Annotated in this window: 15 protein-coding genes; 12 read left to right on the forward strand and 3 right to left on the reverse strand. The window is 38.9% G+C overall.

The genetic code is table 11. The features are described from left to right. The first annotated feature begins 272 nt into the window (after positions 1–272). Both V7097_RS24760 and V7097_RS24765 read left to right on the forward strand, forming a co-directional pair. Positions 273–965 (forward strand): ABC transporter ATP-binding protein, encoded by a 693-nt coding sequence (locus V7097_RS24760; RefSeq protein ID WP_335706319.1) that lies wholly within the window; start codon positions 273–275, stop codon positions 963–965. Beyond that, on the forward strand, positions 962–1,714 hold the full coding sequence (locus tag V7097_RS24765; RefSeq protein ID WP_335706306.1) for an ABC transporter permease: 753 nt from the start codon (positions 962–964) through the stop codon (positions 1,712–1,714). Before V7097_RS24760 ends, V7097_RS24765 begins: the two co-directional genes overlap by 4 nt. A gap of 127 nt (positions 1,715–1,841) precedes the next feature. On the opposite strand, the gene V7097_RS24770 is transcribed toward V7097_RS24765, so the two are convergent. The 3 genes from V7097_RS24770 to V7097_RS24780 form a co-directional block, all read right to left on the reverse strand. Then, positions 1,842–2,543 (reverse strand): cell wall hydrolase, encoded by a 702-nt coding sequence (locus tag V7097_RS24770; protein ID WP_335706307.1) that lies wholly within the window; start codon positions 2,541–2,543, stop codon positions 1,842–1,844. Between the two features lie 182 nt (positions 2,544–2,725). Continuing rightward, entirely contained in the window at positions 2,726–4,297 is a 1,572-nt protein-coding gene (locus V7097_RS24775) for a glucose PTS transporter subunit IIA (protein WP_335706308.1), read from the reverse strand. A gap of 261 nt (positions 4,298–4,558) precedes the next feature. Continuing rightward, complete coding sequence (locus V7097_RS24780) at positions 4,559–5,719, reverse strand: M20 family metallopeptidase (RefSeq protein ID WP_335706309.1); 1,161 nt, start codon at positions 5,717–5,719, stop codon at positions 4,559–4,561. Between the two features lie 199 nt (positions 5,720–5,918). On the opposite strand from V7097_RS24780, the gene V7097_RS24785 reads away from it, so the two are divergent. The 10 genes from V7097_RS24785 (at position 5,919) to V7097_RS24830 (ending at position 15,938) form a co-directional block, all read left to right on the forward strand. Then, entirely contained in the window at positions 5,919–6,062 is a 144-nt protein-coding gene (locus tag V7097_RS24785; RefSeq protein ID WP_335706310.1) for a YjcZ family sporulation protein, read from the forward strand. Positions 6,063–6,271: 209 nt separating this feature from the next. Further along, positions 6,272–7,192: an NAD(P)/FAD-dependent oxidoreductase gene (locus tag V7097_RS24790; protein WP_335706311.1), complete on the forward strand. Its 921-nt coding sequence runs from the start codon at positions 6,272–6,274 to the stop codon at positions 7,190–7,192. A 622-nt stretch (positions 7,193–7,814) separates the two neighbouring features. Next, complete coding sequence (locus tag V7097_RS24795; RefSeq protein WP_335706312.1) at positions 7,815–9,170, forward strand: aspartate aminotransferase family protein; 1,356 nt, start codon at positions 7,815–7,817, stop codon at positions 9,168–9,170. A 20-nt stretch (positions 9,171–9,190) separates the two neighbouring features. After that, positions 9,191–9,883, forward strand: coding sequence for a CoA transferase subunit A (locus V7097_RS24800; protein ID WP_335706320.1), 693 nt, complete (start codon positions 9,191–9,193; stop codon positions 9,881–9,883). After that, the gene (locus V7097_RS24805; RefSeq protein ID WP_335706313.1) at positions 9,868–10,530 is read left to right on the forward strand and encodes a 3-oxoacid CoA-transferase subunit B; all 663 of its coding nucleotides are present in this window, start codon (positions 9,868–9,870) and stop codon (positions 10,528–10,530) included. The genes V7097_RS24800 and V7097_RS24805 overlap by 16 nt, the downstream gene beginning before the upstream one ends. Positions 10,531–10,548: 18 nt before the next feature. Then, the gene (locus V7097_RS24810; protein ID WP_335706314.1) at positions 10,549–11,820 is read left to right on the forward strand and encodes a peptidase; all 1,272 of its coding nucleotides are present in this window, start codon (positions 10,549–10,551) and stop codon (positions 11,818–11,820) included. Positions 11,821–11,824: 4 nt separating this feature from the next. Beyond that, positions 11,825–12,712, forward strand: a complete 888-nt coding sequence (gene ablB, locus V7097_RS24815) for a putative beta-lysine N-acetyltransferase (RefSeq protein WP_438824276.1) — start codon at positions 11,825–11,827, stop codon at positions 12,710–12,712. Positions 12,713–12,772: 60 nt separating this feature from the next. Continuing rightward, positions 12,773–14,146 carry a sigma-54 interaction domain-containing protein gene (locus V7097_RS24820; protein ID WP_335706316.1) on the forward strand — a complete coding sequence of 458 codons (1,374 nt, stop codon included), beginning with the start codon at positions 12,773–12,775 and terminating at the stop codon, positions 14,144–14,146. An 80-nt stretch (positions 14,147–14,226) separates the two neighbouring features. Beyond that, entirely contained in the window at positions 14,227–15,639 is a 1,413-nt protein-coding gene (gene ablA / locus V7097_RS24825; protein ID WP_335706317.1) for a lysine 2,3-aminomutase, read from the forward strand. Positions 15,640–15,659: 20 nt separating this feature from the next. Next, positions 15,660–15,938 carry a YokU family protein gene (locus V7097_RS24830; RefSeq protein WP_335706318.1) on the forward strand — a complete coding sequence of 93 codons (279 nt, stop codon included), beginning with the start codon at positions 15,660–15,662 and terminating at the stop codon, positions 15,936–15,938. Positions 15,939–16,175: the final 237 nt, after the last annotated feature.

The raw sequence follows: 16,175 nt of genomic DNA on the forward strand, positions 1-16,175 counted from the left end.
GTAAAACTCATAGCATATTTTGTAACCTGTTCCCTGATTACGGAGACTGTTTTTCATCACAGTTTCCGTTTTTTATTTTATACATTTTTTATAACAGACAATGCTCTGCTCCGATAATATATTTTTAAATTTTGTTTAAGCAAAAAGGTACATAATATACAAAAATGAACTAAAATTTATCCAGTATTGTTACCTGTATGTTATCTTATAAATATCGCGTTAAAGGAAGTGAATTAGTGCAAATATTAAACCCAGCCATTCATTTTAACCGTATGAATTTTCATGCGGACAATAAACATATTTTAAAAAATATAACGGGTTCGTTTTATGAAGGAACTATAACGACCTTAGTTGGACCTTCTGGAGCAGGGAAGTCAACACTTTTAAAGCTTTGTAATGGTCTTTTGTCTCCAACATCCGGCGAAATTTACATAAAGGAAAAAGATATCCATACATACGATCCAGTTGTGTTACGACGTATTGTCGGAATTGCACTGCAAAATGCACCAATGGTAAACGGGACTGTGCTTAAGAATTTAGCTTTACCATTGATGCTACAAGGTAAAAAACTAGAGGAAAAAACAGCAAAGGATTTACTCGATGACGTTGGATTAGAAGAGGAATTTTTACATCGAGATGTTCGGGATTTATCAGGTGGACAGCGTCAAAAGGTATCTATTGCTCGAACGCTCGTGAATCATCCGAAAATCATGTTGTTAGATGAAATCACATCGGCACTTGATCGAGTCTCAAAGGCTGAAATCGAGGAACTTATTGTTAAAATCAACCAGAAGTATAAGGTAACCATAGTCTGGATTACCCATAATCTTCAACAAGCCATAGATATTGGAAATTATGTTTGGGCGTTAATGGAAGGAGAAGTTGTTGAAACTGGTAAGAGCACCTTATTAAAATCTCCAACTCATGAAAAAGTAAAACAATTTGTGAAGGGGGAGATGGCATGAGTACACTAGCATTAGCTATCGCTCTCATATTTGTTCTTATTCCGATTTTTTTATCGAAAACATTTAATCTAGGCTTGGAAAAAGACACCACAATTGCAGTTATCCGCTCAATCATTCAACTATTTGCAGTTGGCTATATTTTAAAATTTGTCTTTGAAACGGAAAGTCTCATTTATATTTTTCTAATGGTTGCTGTAATGATAATTGCTGCTACTCAAAATGCGAGAAAAAAGGGGAAAGCAATTAAAGGCATCACATGGAAAATCGCTGCAACCTTGGTGTTTATGGAGGTTCTCACACAGGCGATTCTATTAGGTTTTCACATTACACCTGCAACCGCCCAATATATCATTCCAATCAGCGGGATGGTCGTCGGAAATTCGATGGTGCTTGCGATTCTCTTTTTAAACAGGTTTACAGCTGAGGTGGATACGCATCAAGAGCAGACCGAGCTAATACTTTCCTTAGGCGGGACTCCTAAACAAGCGATTCACACCCAGCTTATTACATCAATTAAAGCGAGTATGATTCCAACGATCGAGAGTCAAAAAACAATCGGACTTGTTCAGCTTCCTGGGATGATGAGTGGGCAAATCATTGCAGGAGCAAGCCCAATCCAAGCCGTTCAATTTCAATTGTTAGTTCTCTTTTTACTCTTAACAACAGCTGCGGTAACAAGCATCATGCTTGGGTTTTTATCCTATCCAACACTATTCAACCAACGTATGCAATTTTTGAAAATGAGGTAGAATCAAAAATGCCTGAACCCACATAGCAACATGAAAGGGTTCAGGCATTTATTCTATTATTTAAACTGGCAACCTTCGAATCCTACTAGGTTCCCCAGATTATTTTCGCAATTCAATATATCACAAATTAATACTTAAACACATGTCGTCCAATCTTCACGGCAGTAGTCCTTGAATCCAACCAACGACTTGTGGCAATGGTAGGGTTATAGAAGAACAGAGCTTCTTTTGCAATAAATCTCATTTCAGTCAGTGCCGCTTGCACTGCTCTTTTCGACTCTTCGTCAGCTGGTTTATTGATAGCACCATTTTTTACAGGCTGGAACTGGCCACGCTGATAAATGACACCTTGAATCGTATCAGGGTATTTCGGGCTTTCTAAACGATTTAACACAACCGCTGCAACTGCAACTTTTCCTTCAAATGGCTCAGCTTGAGCCTCAGATCGGACAATTCTCGCTAATAAGTCTAACTCTTGGGCTGAAAAATTATAATTATTTGAAACATTCTTAACCTCTGCCACAACTTGCTCTGTTTTTACCGTTTCTTGCGGAACAACGACAACTTCTTCTTTTTTCTCAACATTTATACCTTCAAATAATCTTGGATCCGTATCGTTCATTACTTCCGTATTTATATTATCCCCGATAAGAATCAGGTCTAAATCTTCCACTTGAGGGTTCATCACTGCTAATTCATTCAAAGTCAATCCATTATTACGAGCGATTTCAGACATCGTGTCACCTTGTTTAACTGTATGCGCAAACGCATGATCCGCAAAAAATAGAGATGCTATAAAGATCGTTATTCCTAATAGTATTTTTTTCATAGTAATAGTCCTCCTAGTCAATTTTAGTACTGGGTAACTCTCTATGACTCATTACTATGAACCAAAAAAATAGATTAGTATTACAGTTTCGTTACAGGTAAGTTACATCATGTCTATCTTCCAAGAACTAATAGAAAAGAAAATGGTCCTCTTTTGATTAAGAGAACCATCCCCATTCAACTTTAAATACTTAATTGTAATAAATCTTCCAGAGTGTCAACCTTGTCCATTTTAAGAGATTTTACATCCAAATACTTTTCTGAGTTCGTGATCACAATAGGTGTAGTCGTTTCGTAACCTGCTGCTTTAATTTGCTCTATATCAAAGGTAATCAGTAGATCTCCACGCTTTACTCGGTCACCTTGCTTAACATGTGGTTGGTAATATTGACCTTTAAGCTTTACAGTATCAATACCGATGTAAATTAATATTTCAGCTCCATCCTCTGATGTAACCCCAATTGCATGCCCAGTTGGAAATTGAGTTGTTACAACACCATCTACTGGGGACAAGACTTTTCCATCTTCAGGTTCAATGGCGATCCCTTTTCCAACAGTTTCTGTTGCAAAAAGTGGATCTTTGATTGTAGCTAATGAAACCAATTTGCCTTGCAATGGACTGCTAATTTTCTCGGGTCTTACGATAATTTGATCAAAATTATCTTTCACTTTTTCTGTTTTTCCTTCAAAACCGAATAAATAGGTGAGTACAAAACCTAATGCAAACGCAACACCAATACCAATTAAAAATGGTAAAATAGGAGTGAAAGCAGGGATTGAAAGAACACTTGGAAGTACAAAATCATTCATTACAACACCTAGGCTTCCATTAATTGCTCCACCAATCGCTGCTGCGATTAAAACATAAACCATTGTTTTTTTGTATCGTAAAATAATTCCATAGTTAATCGCTTCCGTAGTTCCAGCTAATGCTCCTGGAACAATTCCGCTAGCAGCAACTGCTTTTAAATCTTTATCTCTTGTTTTCAAAAAGACAGCAATACCAATCCCAATTTGTGCAAATGGAGCTGCTGCAGCCATTCCGATAATTGGGTCAGGTCCTGATGCAAGGTTTGCAATTGCTAGTGGAATGATTGTCCAATGTAAACCTGCAATCGTTAAGAATGTCCAAGCACCACCAAGTACAGCTCCTGCTAATAAACCGCTTTTCTCACTTAAGAACGTGATCACTGTAGCCAAGCCTTCACCTAACATTGTCCCAATAGGTCCAAAGACAATAAGGGTTAAAGGCACCATTATGATAAGAGAAAGCAATGGATTTATAAATAATTGGATATCTTTATAGATAACTTTTTTCAAGAATCTTTCTAGCGCTGCGTACACAAAAATAGCGATAAAAATAGGGAAGACAGTTGACGAATAATCGGATAATAAAACAGGTATTCCAAAGAAATCAAGCGAGTCAACACCGTTTTCTAAAAGATGAACTATTTCAGGGCTTAAAATAGAGACCCCGATTACTCCTCCCACATAACCGTTCGCACCTAGTTTATTCGCAATGGCTATCCCGAGAAAAACAGGGAGGAAGTGGAACACAGCACCCGCGGCTGCAGATAAAATGATGTATGAACCGTTTTCATTTGATAGCCAACCAAGCATAACGAGTACGGATAACATCGCTTTCAAAAGGCCTGCTCCAGCAAGTATCCCAATAATAGGAGCAAAGCTTCCAGATATTACATCTAAAACCATAGATAATTTTGATTGCTTTTTATTCTCTGTTTTATGATTCATAGTAGTACCTCACAATATTCTAAGATTTGCAAGCGCTTTCGAAACGTTTGTTTTTTCATTTATGATATTAGTATTATAAATTCATCGCTATTCAATGTAGGATTATTTTGATAAAATCAGGATTTATGTTGGAGCAAATGCCATGGAATCATCTTTCCTATTATTAACACGGAACCTCGCAATGGATTAGGATGATTTTTACAAAAAATAGAAAAAAACGATTCCTTGGCTGGGATACCAAGGAATCGTCCTCATGAATTCTTATTTATTCGCAAATTCTTCTTTAATTTTCTCAAGTAATTTAGGCTCTGTTAAAATTTTGTAGCCTGTTAGTGCCATCGTTTTGGCCCCAAGGATCATCGCTTCTTTACCTTGGTTACTAAGGGCAGCTTCACGGAAACCGTGTGTGTGGCACGCAAATGGTTCATCACAAATTTTTACATATGGATGAATAGAAGGGACAACATGGCTTACATTACCCATATCAAGTGAACCACCTTCTGCACGTTCATGAATTTCTTCCGGATTAACTCCCAATTCAATTAATGTATCAGTAAAGACATCTGAAAAAGCTTCATTTGTAACCATGTCGTCATAAGAGAATTCATAAAATGACCATTCCATTGTTGCACCTGTTTGAAGGGCAGCACCTTGGGCACATTTTTTCACTTTTTCCACAAGCTCGTTCACATAATCACGAGAAGCAGCGCGAACATAGAATTGTGCCACAGCGTGATCAGGTACGATATTAGCAGCTTTTCCGCCTTCTGGGATAATCCCGTGAATACGTGCGTCTGGTGTAATATGCTGTCTTAATGCATTGATGCTGTTAAATGTTTGAATAACTGCATCTAGCGCATTAATTCCTTCATGTGGGGCTGCTGCTGCATGTGCGGCTTTCCCGAAAAATTCAAACTGAATTGCATCCATCGCAAGGGACGCACCGCTTTTTTCGTAATGACTAAGTGGGTGAACCATCATGGCAACATCAAGTTGGTCAAAAATTCCTTGCTCTGCCATTGTAACTTTACCACCTCTAGTTTCCTCAGCTGGCGTACCATACACAACCACTTTTCCACCAGTTTTATGAATAACCTTTGATAAACCAATTCCAGCCGCAATTCCCATTGTTCCGATTAGGTTATGTCCGCATGCATGACCCAATTCAGGTAGTGCATCATATTCAGACATGATTCCAATTGTCGCACCCGGTTTACCACTGTCAAATGTAGCCTCAAATGCAGTAGGGAGACCAGCTGTTCCAATTTCTACATTAAAATTATGTTTTTTAAGCTCATCCGTTAAAATTTTACAAGCTTTAAATTCTTCATGTCCAAGCTCTGGGTTTGCCCCAATATATGCACTAATTTCGTAAAAACGATCTTTATTTTCTTCGATAGCCGATAGTATTTCTGCTTTCATAATAACCCTGCTTTCTTTTAATACGTTTTCTACGGATTATTATAAATCAATATGTATAAAAATTCAATTAAACTCTTTGTCTATTATACTATTTTCATATAATAAAATAAATTTCTTGAAAAATAGGCACTAGCACATACAGTACAACCCATAGGCTCATATCATAACAGTGTACCGAAAAAGAAAGGGAGATGACACTATGCATTACGGATATCATGATCAATGTGGATTCCAAGATCACTGCGGATTTGGATATGGTGGATTTGGATATAATAACAGCTTTGTATTAATCGTTGTACTATTTATCTTATTGATAATTGTTGGTGCTTCTTTCGTACGCTAATAATATACAGAGATATGAATAAGGAGGTTCCTTTCACAAATAGTGAAGGGAGCTTTTTTTATGTTTATGATAATAATAATATGTAAACTAAGAATTTTAAATTAATGAGGTTTATCGTAAAAACATTATGTTAACTTTAATAATTTTTGAATAGATTTTTACCCACAATACAAATGATAAAAGGTATATGTCTTTATTGAGGTGAGGGTATGTTAAATCAATTTGAAGTCATCATTATCGGTGGGGGAATTGCTGGTTTGCAGGCAGCTATTCAACTGGGGAGGTACAAGCATAAAATTGTGGTGATTGATTCAAATGACGGTCGTTCCACAATCTGCAGAAACTACCACAATATTTTAGGCTGGCCAGAGGGAGTTAGTGGTGAAACATTAAGAAATCTAGGAAAAATCCATGCCGAACGTTACGGTGTTTCTTTTATTCAAAATGAAGTAATAAAAATTGAGAAAAATCATGATCCCTTTCAAATCCATTGTAAAGGTGGCGCTACATTTGCTGCAAAACGGTTGCTACTTGCAACTGGTGTGAAGGACAATATTCCTTCCATTAAAAACATTTATAAATGCCTAGGTTTAACCGTATATGTATGTCCAGACTGTGACGGCTATGAAGTGATTGATAAACATGTGATTGTGATTGGATCTGGAAAATCAGGAGCGAATATGGCGCTTACTCTATCATATTTTACAAGTGACATCACTTTCATCAATTATGATTGGAATAAGCTTGATAATGAAGTGATGAACATGTTGGAGCAAAAGGATATAACTCATATCCAAGATGAAGTGGAGGAAATTTTACTTGAAAAAGAAACCTCTGATTTTACCGGCGTACGTTTGAAAAGTGGAAATATCATTGACGGAGACCGTGGATTTTTAGGGTTTGCAGGAAATGAGGTTCGGTCAGAACTGGCAACACAGCTTGGCATAGAACGCCTGGAAAATAAACATATTATGGTTGATCCAAGAACAAAAATGACGAATATTAAGCATGTGTGGGCAGCTGGAGATATTGCCGTCCATTCCGAGCAAACGACAATCGCTATGGGGGATGGCATGCAGGCAGCCATCTGGATTCATAAAAGCCTTATGGATGAAAAAACCTGCGAATAACGAAATTATCATACTTTCTATACATATGATGTAGTAATAGGCTTTTTTATATTTTAGCGTTTATATTGTGATGAGGATGCAGGCTTAAGAAGGACGATTTGGTGACGAATTTGTTCTGTTCAGTATTTCATCAGGCAAATGAAGGACGTTTCAATTAAGATTTAGCGTTGTTATGTTCTTCATGGGACTTATGAAGGACATTTCAAACAAGATTTAGCGTTGTTTAGTCCTTCATCGGGCTTATGAAGTACATTTCAAACAAGATTTAGTGTTGTTTAGTTCTTCATCGGACTTATGAAGGACATTTCAATCAGGATTCCGCATTGTTTAGTCCTTCATGAAATGGGAATCATTTTCGTACGTCATGCTCGAACGAAAAATCCGCAAGTATGTACCGTAAACTTAATTTTCCGCATCACGCTCAAGCAAGAAAACCAAAACCATGTACTACAAACTGGATATTCCGAATCCTGCACGTAGGAATACTCTACATCCAGTGAACTGAAAGATCGGTTTTACACATCATGCCCACACAAAAAACACTCAACCATGTCCCGCAATCACAGCATGTCAACTGTGCAAAAAAGCTCAGCATTACCATTATGGCGAGGAGGGGTTCGTAATGGACGAAACCCGCTTGATTAAACCTCTATTGGATAAGGATTATCCGATGATTAGCCATGGGGATGGAATCTATTTATATGATACAAACGGAAAAAAATACATCGACGGCTCGTCTGGGGCCATCACGGCAAGTATCGGCCATGGCGTGAAGGAAATCATTGAAGAAATCGAAAAACAGGCTCACAAAATATCATTTGTGTACAGGTCACAATTCACAAGTGAGCCCGCTGAAAAGTTAGCAAAAAAACTAAGTGACCTGGCAAAAGGCGGTGAATACTGGTCTTTTTTTGTGAACAGTGGCTCAGAGGCAACGGAAACCGCAATGAAAATTGCGATCCAATATTGGCAGGAAAAAGGCATTAAAGGGAAAAACAAAATTTTATCTCGCTGGATGAGCTATCACGGAATTACGATAGGTGCGCTCTCGATGTCGGGGCACACCGGAAGAAGAGCCCGCTTTGTTTCAATATTAGAGGACTTTCCGACTATTCAGCCGCCATATTGCTTCCGCTGTCCATTTCACACCACCTATCCAGCCTGCAACCATATGTGTGCAACAGAGTTGGAACAAGCGATCAACCGAATCGGTGCTGAACATATTGCCGCATTTATCGCGGAACCAATTATTGGTGCAGCTGGTGGTGCAATTGTTCCACCTGAAGGCTATTATCAAGTCATCAAAAAAATCTGTGAAAAGCATAATATTTTATTTATTGCTGATGAGGTGATGACTGGAATGGGACGCACTGGAAAAATGTTTGCCCTTGAACATTGGGATACACAGGCAGACATTATTGCCCTTGGAAAAGGGATGAGTGCGGGCTATACACCGGTTGCCGCAACCCTCGTCAGTGAAAAGGTGATGGAACCTATACAAAATGGATCAAAGCTCATCATGAGTGGACACACCTATAGCGCAAATCCTCAATCTGCAGCAGTCGCATTAGCAGTTGTCAATTACATCGAAACTAATAAACTCGTTGAAAAATCTGAGAAACAAGGAAAATATCTTATTACGAAACTACATGAATTACAAAAAATACATCCAATTATTGGTGATGTTCGTGGAAAAGGACTTATGTGTGGAATCGAATTTGTATCCGATATGATCACAAAGTTTCCATTTAAAAAAGAATTCGATTTAACATCGCTTATTGTTAGTCAGGGACAGAAAAATGGTCTCTTATTATATCCGGCTGCGGCTGGAATCGAGGGTGTTGGTGGAGACGCCATCCTTGTTGCCCCACCATTAACGATCACAAGAGAACAAATAGACGAACTAATTGAACTCCTAGATGTAACATTAAAGGACGTAGAAAATGATTTAAGGAATAAAGGTGTTATATCAGCATAACATGGAGGTGTTATAGATTGATTGAAAATCGCTACAAAAAGATTTCAACTCTAGAAGAGGCACTCACACATATCAATGATGGAACTACTGTTATGTTTGGGGGGTTTGGTGGGATTGGAAGCCCCCCAACCCTTATTGATGGTTTGCTTGATAAAAATGTTAGAGATTTGACTTTGATCGGAAATGATACAGGTTTTCCGAATATCGGAATTGGAAAACTCGTAAGCCGCGGTCATGCGAAAAAATGCATTGTTTCCCATATCGGATCAAATCCTGTTGCAGGCCAATTAATGACGGAAGGAAAAATGGAAATCGAATTTTCCCCACAAGGGACGCTTGCCGAACGAATCCGTGCAGGTGGAGTAGGGCTTGGTGGCATATTGGTAGACGTTGGAATTGATAATGAAATCGTATCAAATGGTAAACAAATCATCCCGGTGGATGGCACAAATTATCTATTAGAAAAGCCTCTCACTGCCGATGTTTCCATCATCTTTGCAAAAAAGTGCGACCCATTTGGAAACCTCGTATATGACAAAAGTGCACGCAATATGAACCCACTTGTCGCGATGGCGGGTAAATTCACGATTGCAGAGGTCGAGGAAATCGTACCACTCTCAGAGCTTGACCCTGAGGAAATCATTACGCCTGGTATTTATGTCGATATGATCATAGAAAGCAAAGGGGTGAATTGGAAATGGGTATGGGAGTAGATATTCGTAATCGCATTGCAAAGAGAGCTGCTCAGGAAATTAAGGATGGAATGATTGTGAACCTTGGAATTGGGATTCCTTCCCTCGTTCCAAATCACCTAGCTGAAGGTATAAACGTCATGGTTCATGCAGAAAACGGTATATTAGGAATTGGTCCAAGCCCAGATAAGGGTGAAGAGGATGAGAATATTTGCAATGCTGCTGGGTACCCGGTAACGACCGTCACAGGTTCTTCCTATTTTGATAGTTCAATTGCCTTTGGTATGATTCGTCGTGGTTATATTGATATAACGATTTTAGGATCACTTCAAGTAAGTGAAAAAGGCGACCTCGCAAACTGGATTGTTCCAGGCAAACGTGTACCAGGAATGGGCGGGGCAATGGAGCTTGCACAAAAAGCCAAGAAAGTCATTGTCTTAATGAATCATGTCGACAAGCATGGAAACTCCAAGATAGTAAAGGAATGTAGTCTGCCACTCACTTCGAAAAACTGTGTCAATCTCATCATCACCGATATGGCTGTTATTGAGGTGAGGGAGGATGGACTTCATCTACTTGAAGTAATGGCTCCTTTTACAGTGCAAGATGTCATCAATAATACAAGTGCCCAATTGAAATGGGACGAAACCATTTCACAAATATCCTAATTTAGGGAGGAGAATTGTTTGAGTGACAATAATGCAAGAGTTAAAACATGGATACAAGAAAATAAAAGTAAGGGCATCCGTCTATTAAAAAAACTGGTTCAAGAACCGAGTCTCCAAGGGAATGAAAGGTCTTCGCAGGCAATTGTCATTGAAAAATGCCGCCAACTTGGGATGGAAATTGACATCTGGGAGCCAAATGGTGCAGAACTATTAAAGCATCCCTATTTTGTGTCACCTCGAACCAATTTTATCGACAGTCCCAATGTTGTTGGTGTCCTCAAAGGTACAGGAGGCGGGAAATCCCTCCTATTAAATGGTCATATCGATGTCGTTCCAGAAGGCGATATCACGCAATGGGATGTGGACCCATATTCTGCAGAAGTGAAGGATGGAAAATTATACGGACGAGGCTCCACCGATATGAAGGGTGGGAATGTTGCCCTCCTTTTAGCCATACAAGCCATTAAGGAATCTGGTCTTCAATTAAAAGGAGACGTTATCTTTCAAAGCGTTATTGAAGAGGAAAGTGGTGGTGCTGGTACACTTGCGACCATTTTAAAAGGCTATAAAGCAGATGGGGCGATTATTCCTGAGCCAACAAATATGAAGATTTTTCCGAAACAGCAAGGCTCTTTATGGTTTAAAATTGACATTTATGGTCGGATTGCACATGGAGGCACGAGATATGAGGGTGTCAGTGCAATCGAAAAAACGATGACCGTTATCAATCATCTTTTAAAGCTGGAAATGGCCCGAAATGGTGCGATTAGTGACCCTTTATATAAAAATACACCAATTCCTATACCGATAAATATTGGAAAAATTCATGGTGGAACATGGCCATCCTCTGTTCCGGACATTGTCACAATCGAAGGACGAATGGGGGTAGCTCCAGAGGAAACAATTGACCACGCAAAAGCCGAAATGCAACAATGGCTTGAAAAATTATCTGAAATTGATAAATGGTTCCAAGACCATCCCGTTGAACTTGAGTGGTTTGGAGCACGTTGGGTGCCAGGCATGATTGATCCCGAACATGAACTTATGAATCTATTAAAAAATAGCTTTAAAGAGGTAAAGGGTGAGGAACCCATCATCGAAGCATCACCTTGGGGTACGGACGGTGGGCTTTTAACAGCGGTTGGCAATATCCCAACGATTGTCTTTGGGCCAGGAACAACAGAGGTTGCCCATTACCCAAATGAGTATATTGAGCTTGAACGAATGTTTGAAACTGCAGAAATCATTGCCTATACAATTTTACAATGGTGTGAAGCTTCAGAAGATTAATGATATGATAGTAGAAAAGATTTTGAGGAGGTTTGATGTGTCAGGTCAGAAGTACAGTGAACAAAAACAAATAAACGCCGCTACATATCAAGCAAACATTATTATAGATTACTTTAATCGAAGGCTTCGAGTGTTAGAATATCGTGGCAATCTTTTTTCTCTTTTAGAAGGGGTTAATAAGCTAGCAGTACAGAATTCCTTTGAAAAAATTATTTGTATGGCTATGCGAGAGGACCTCATTGATTTCATGGCTCAAGGTTTTATGATTGAAGCAATGATTCAAAAATATTTTAATGGCAGTGATGCCTATTTTGTCACGAAATATTTTACAAATGAACGACGAAATAGTGAAAAATGGATGGAAGAAGAAAAAATTATCACTGACATCCTTAAAAATCCGCAAGAAAACAAACCAACAGTTACCCATTTTTTTATCCGCAAAGCAACACATGAAGACTCAGAACAACTGGCAGAATTATATGATACAGTGTTTCAAATTTATCCAACTCCATTAAACAACCCAGAGTATATTCAGCAAGCGATGAAGGATACGACGATTTTTTATGTAGTCGAGGACAACGGTGTAATTGTAAGTAGCGCATCAGCCGAAGTAAACACTATTTTTCACAATGCGGAACTCACAGACTGTGCGACCCTAGATGCATACCGGAAGCACGGTTTAATGAAAAAGCTCTTAGTTCAGCTAGAAAAAGAGCTTATAAACAATGGAATCTATTGTGCCTACTCAATTGCGAGGGCACTTTCATATGGTATGAACAAAAGCTTTTACCAGTTAGGATACTCATATACTGGCAGACTTACAAACAATTGTTATATTTTTGATAAGATTGAAGATATGAATGTGTGGGTGAAAGATTTATCCAAGGGGTGATATGCCGATTTTTCGGCATCAAATGCCGGAATTTCATCAAGTGATAGGAGGTGGGGATGCATGCAAATCGGTGAAGAACTAGTCATCGCCATTTTAGATAGTATTGATGAAGCCATTCATGTGGTAAATGAAGAAGGAATCTCCATCTTCTATAATCAGGTTGCAGCAGAGCATGATGGGATGAGCCGGGAGGAGGTTCTTGGAAAGCATCTTCTAGAGGTTTTTCCCTCCTTAAATGAAGATTCTAGCACATTATTAAAGGTCATACGCACAAGGCAGCCGATTTTTCATCTCCCCCAAACCTATAAAAATAAATGGGGAAAGCTGATCGATACGGTGAATACAACACTTCCGATTAAAATAAATGGTACCTTCATTGGCGCCGTGGAAATTGGAAAGGATTACTCAAAGATCAAAGATCTATCCAATAAATTAATGGACCTTCAATCAAAGGTTCGCGGTATCTCGAAAAAGCCAAATGAGATTTACGGAGCAAAATACACCTTTCATGATACCCTGACGAAAAATGAGCGCTTCAAACATGTGAAGCAACAAGCGACAAAGGTTGCGAATTCTTCATCAACAGTTTTAGTATACGGGGAAACTGGGACCGGAAAGGAGCTCCTAGTTCAAGCGATTCATAATGAATCACCTCGTAGACAAGCTCCATTTATTGCACAAAATTGTGCAGCTTTACCTGAAAGCTTATTAGAGAGCATATTATTTGGAACGGTAAAAGGTAGCTATACAGGTGCAGTTGATCGAGCGGGGTTATTTGAAATTGCCCATGGTGGGACGCTTTTTTTAGACGAAATCAATTCGATGCCGCTTGAACTCCAATCAAGATTACTTCGAGTTCTTGAAGATGGAATGGTGCGCCGAATTGGCAGTTCGAAAGCGCTGCAAGTTGATGTCCGCGTGATTGTTGCTTTAAATAAATATCCGTTGGATTGTGTAAAGGCGGGTGAATTGCGCCCGGATTTGTATTATCGATTAAATGTTTTTTCACTTGAGATTCCGCCATTACGTGAACGAATTGGGGATATCCCGTATTTAGTGGATCATTTTATTGGACTCTATAACCACAGCTTTCAAAAAAACATTTCAAAAGTAGACGATGAGGTTCTTGAACTTTTTACTAGCTACAGCTGGCCTGGAAATGTCCGGGAGTTAAAGCATATTATTGAGCACGCGATGATCATGGCCGAAGGTTCGATCCTCACAAAGGAATTACTACCAAATCATCTTGTCGTTTCTTCGGCTATAGCCTCGACACTAGCGTTAAGGCCACTGAGAGAAGCTGTACAAGAAACGGAAAACAGCTTAATCGAAGCCGCAATGAAAAAATCAGGTGGGAACATCAACCAAGCCGCAAAACTTCTTGAAATCCCACGTCAAACTTTACAATACAAATTACAAAAGAAAAATCAATAGCCCATTTTTATCGAAAACTCCTTTCTACTGTTATTTTGGCATGCTACTTGCAAGTTAAATACAATAGGGAGGAGATTTTTATGCATATGAACTTATATAAGCCTAAGCGTCATTGGAAGGACATTGAATTATGGAAAGATGTAACAGAGGAGCAATGGAATGATTGGATTTGGCAATTAACCAATACAATCCGTACGATAGATGATTTGCGCAAGGTAATTAACTTAACTCCAGAGGAAGAAGAGGGAGTCTTAATTTCTACGAAGACGATTCCTTTAAATATAACGCCATATTACGCTTCGTTAATGAATCCTGATGACCCACGCTGCCCGATTAGGATGCAGTCTGTGCCAATTGGGAAAGAAATCTACAAGACAAAATACGATTTAGAGGATCCACTTGAAGAAGACGAGGATTCACCAGTGCCTGGACTTACTCATCGTTATCCAGACCGCGTCCTATTCCTTGTCACAAACCAGTGCTCGATGTATTGCCGCTATTGTACGAGAAGACGGTTTTCCGGCCAAATCGGCATGGGGGTGCCGAAAAAACAACTAGATGCTGCAATCGGCTATATCGCGAACACTCCTGAAGTCCGTGACGTCCTCATTTCCGGTGGTGACGGTCTACTGATCAATGACAACATCCTAGAGTACATTTTGAAAAATTTACGGGAGATTCCACACGTGGAAATCATTCGAATCGGAACGAGAGCACCTGTCGTGTTCCCGCAACGAATTACTGAAAACCTTTGCAATATTTTAAAGAAATATCATCCAGTTTGGTTAAATACACATTTCAATACCTCAATTGAAATTACGGAAGAAGCAAAAAAAGCGTGTGAAATGCTGGTAAATTCAGGGGTTCCGGTCGGAAACCAAGCTGTTATTTTAGCTGGTATTAACGACAGCGTCGAAATCATGAAAAAGCTGATGCACGATTTAGTGAAGATTAGAGTTCGTCCTTATTATATTTATCAATGTGATTTATCTGAAGGAATTGGCCACTTTAGAGCGCCAGTTTCAAAGGGCTTAGAAATCATCGAAGGGCTACGCGGGCATACTTCAGGGTATGCAGTTCCAACGTTTGTCGTCGATGCTCCTGGTGGCGGCGGAAAAATTGCTGTGCAACCAAATTATCTGCTTTCACAAAGTCCTGAAAAAGTGGTGCTGCGAAACTTTGAGGGAGTTATTACAACATATCCAGAGCCAGAAAACTATGTCTCTGGCCGTGCAGATGCATACTTTACTGAGCATGTTGGCTCACTTGAAGACAAAAAATCAACTGCAGGCATAGCAGGTCTTCTCGGTGACGGCTTTAACCTTGTCCCAGAAGGAATCAATCGAATTTCTCGTAGAAAGAAATACAATGAAGACCCATCCCACAGTACATTAAAAGACAAACGTGATAAACGTGATGAGCTAAAAGAGAAAAAATATCAATCGACTTTGAAAAAAATGCAGGGCGGTAAAGAAGAAGAAGCCTCAAGCTAAATCGTTAGGAGATGTTATTGTTGAATTGTATGTGGTGTGAATCGGAAAAAGCGCATGAAGATACAAACAGTGTGTTTTGGGAGCTTCCGGACGGTACACGCGCTATCGAAATTACGGAAACACCTAGTATCAAATGCGAAGGATGCGGCATGGAGTATCAAGAAGAAAGCATAATCAAAGAAATTGAAGATCAGCTATTCTTAGTAGATACAAAGAAAATTGGGGATAAGATAACGTTTAAAGGGTTAATGGAACTACCTAGATTATTGAAGAGAAATTATTTTGATTTTTCTTCTTAGAATTACTTTAGGTGTAAAGGCACTCAGTGATGAGTGCCTTTTTGTCGTATAAAACATTCCTAATAATTATTATATTAAGTAATAATCTATAATTCGTCTCTAGCAATCGTCCAAAATAATTTAATAGAAGAAATGTAATAGGAATTTAGTATGATATCATGATTAAATTGATCGAATTTATTAGTCTATAATAATAGAAAAGGATATAAATAATGTTCTTTTGGCAAAAGTAAATAT

The sequence above is a fragment of the Bacillus sp. JJ1562 genome, assembly GCF_036962705.1.
Classification (GTDB): domain Bacteria; phylum Bacillota; class Bacilli; order Bacillales; family Bacillaceae_L; genus Ferdinandcohnia.

What these genes read in the sequence shown, in the direction of transcription:
- V7097_RS24785 (WP_335706310.1), top strand. Translation starts at nt 5,919, where the DNA reads ATGCATTACGGATATCATGATCAATGTGGATTCCAAGATCACTGCGGA.
- V7097_RS24780 (WP_335706309.1), bottom strand. Translation starts at nt 5,719, where the DNA reads ATGAAAGCAGAAATACTATCGGCTATCGAAGAAAATAAAGATCGTTTT.
- V7097_RS24820 (WP_335706316.1), top strand. Translation starts at nt 12,773, where the DNA reads ATGCAAATCGGTGAAGAACTAGTCATCGCCATTTTAGATAGTATTGAT.
- V7097_RS24760 (WP_335706319.1), top strand. Translation starts at nt 273, where the DNA reads ATGAATTTTCATGCGGACAATAAACATATTTTAAAAAATATAACGGGT.
- V7097_RS24770 (WP_335706307.1), bottom strand. Translation starts at nt 2,543, where the DNA reads ATGAAAAAAATACTATTAGGAATAACGATCTTTATAGCATCTCTATTT.
- ablB (WP_438824276.1), top strand. Translation starts at nt 11,825, where the DNA reads ATGATAGTAGAAAAGATTTTGAGGAGGTTTGATGTGTCAGGTCAGAAG.
- V7097_RS24805 (WP_335706313.1), top strand. Translation starts at nt 9,868, where the DNA reads ATGGGTATGGGAGTAGATATTCGTAATCGCATTGCAAAGAGAGCTGCT.
- V7097_RS24775 (WP_335706308.1), bottom strand. Translation starts at nt 4,297, where the DNA reads ATGAATCATAAAACAGAGAATAAAAAGCAATCAAAATTATCTATGGTT.
- V7097_RS24795 (WP_335706312.1), top strand. Translation starts at nt 7,815, where the DNA reads ATGGACGAAACCCGCTTGATTAAACCTCTATTGGATAAGGATTATCCG.
- V7097_RS24790 (WP_335706311.1), top strand. Translation starts at nt 6,272, where the DNA reads ATGTTAAATCAATTTGAAGTCATCATTATCGGTGGGGGAATTGCTGGT.
- V7097_RS24765 (WP_335706306.1), top strand. Translation starts at nt 962, where the DNA reads ATGAGTACACTAGCATTAGCTATCGCTCTCATATTTGTTCTTATTCCG.
- ablA (WP_335706317.1), top strand. Translation starts at nt 14,227, where the DNA reads ATGCATATGAACTTATATAAGCCTAAGCGTCATTGGAAGGACATTGAA.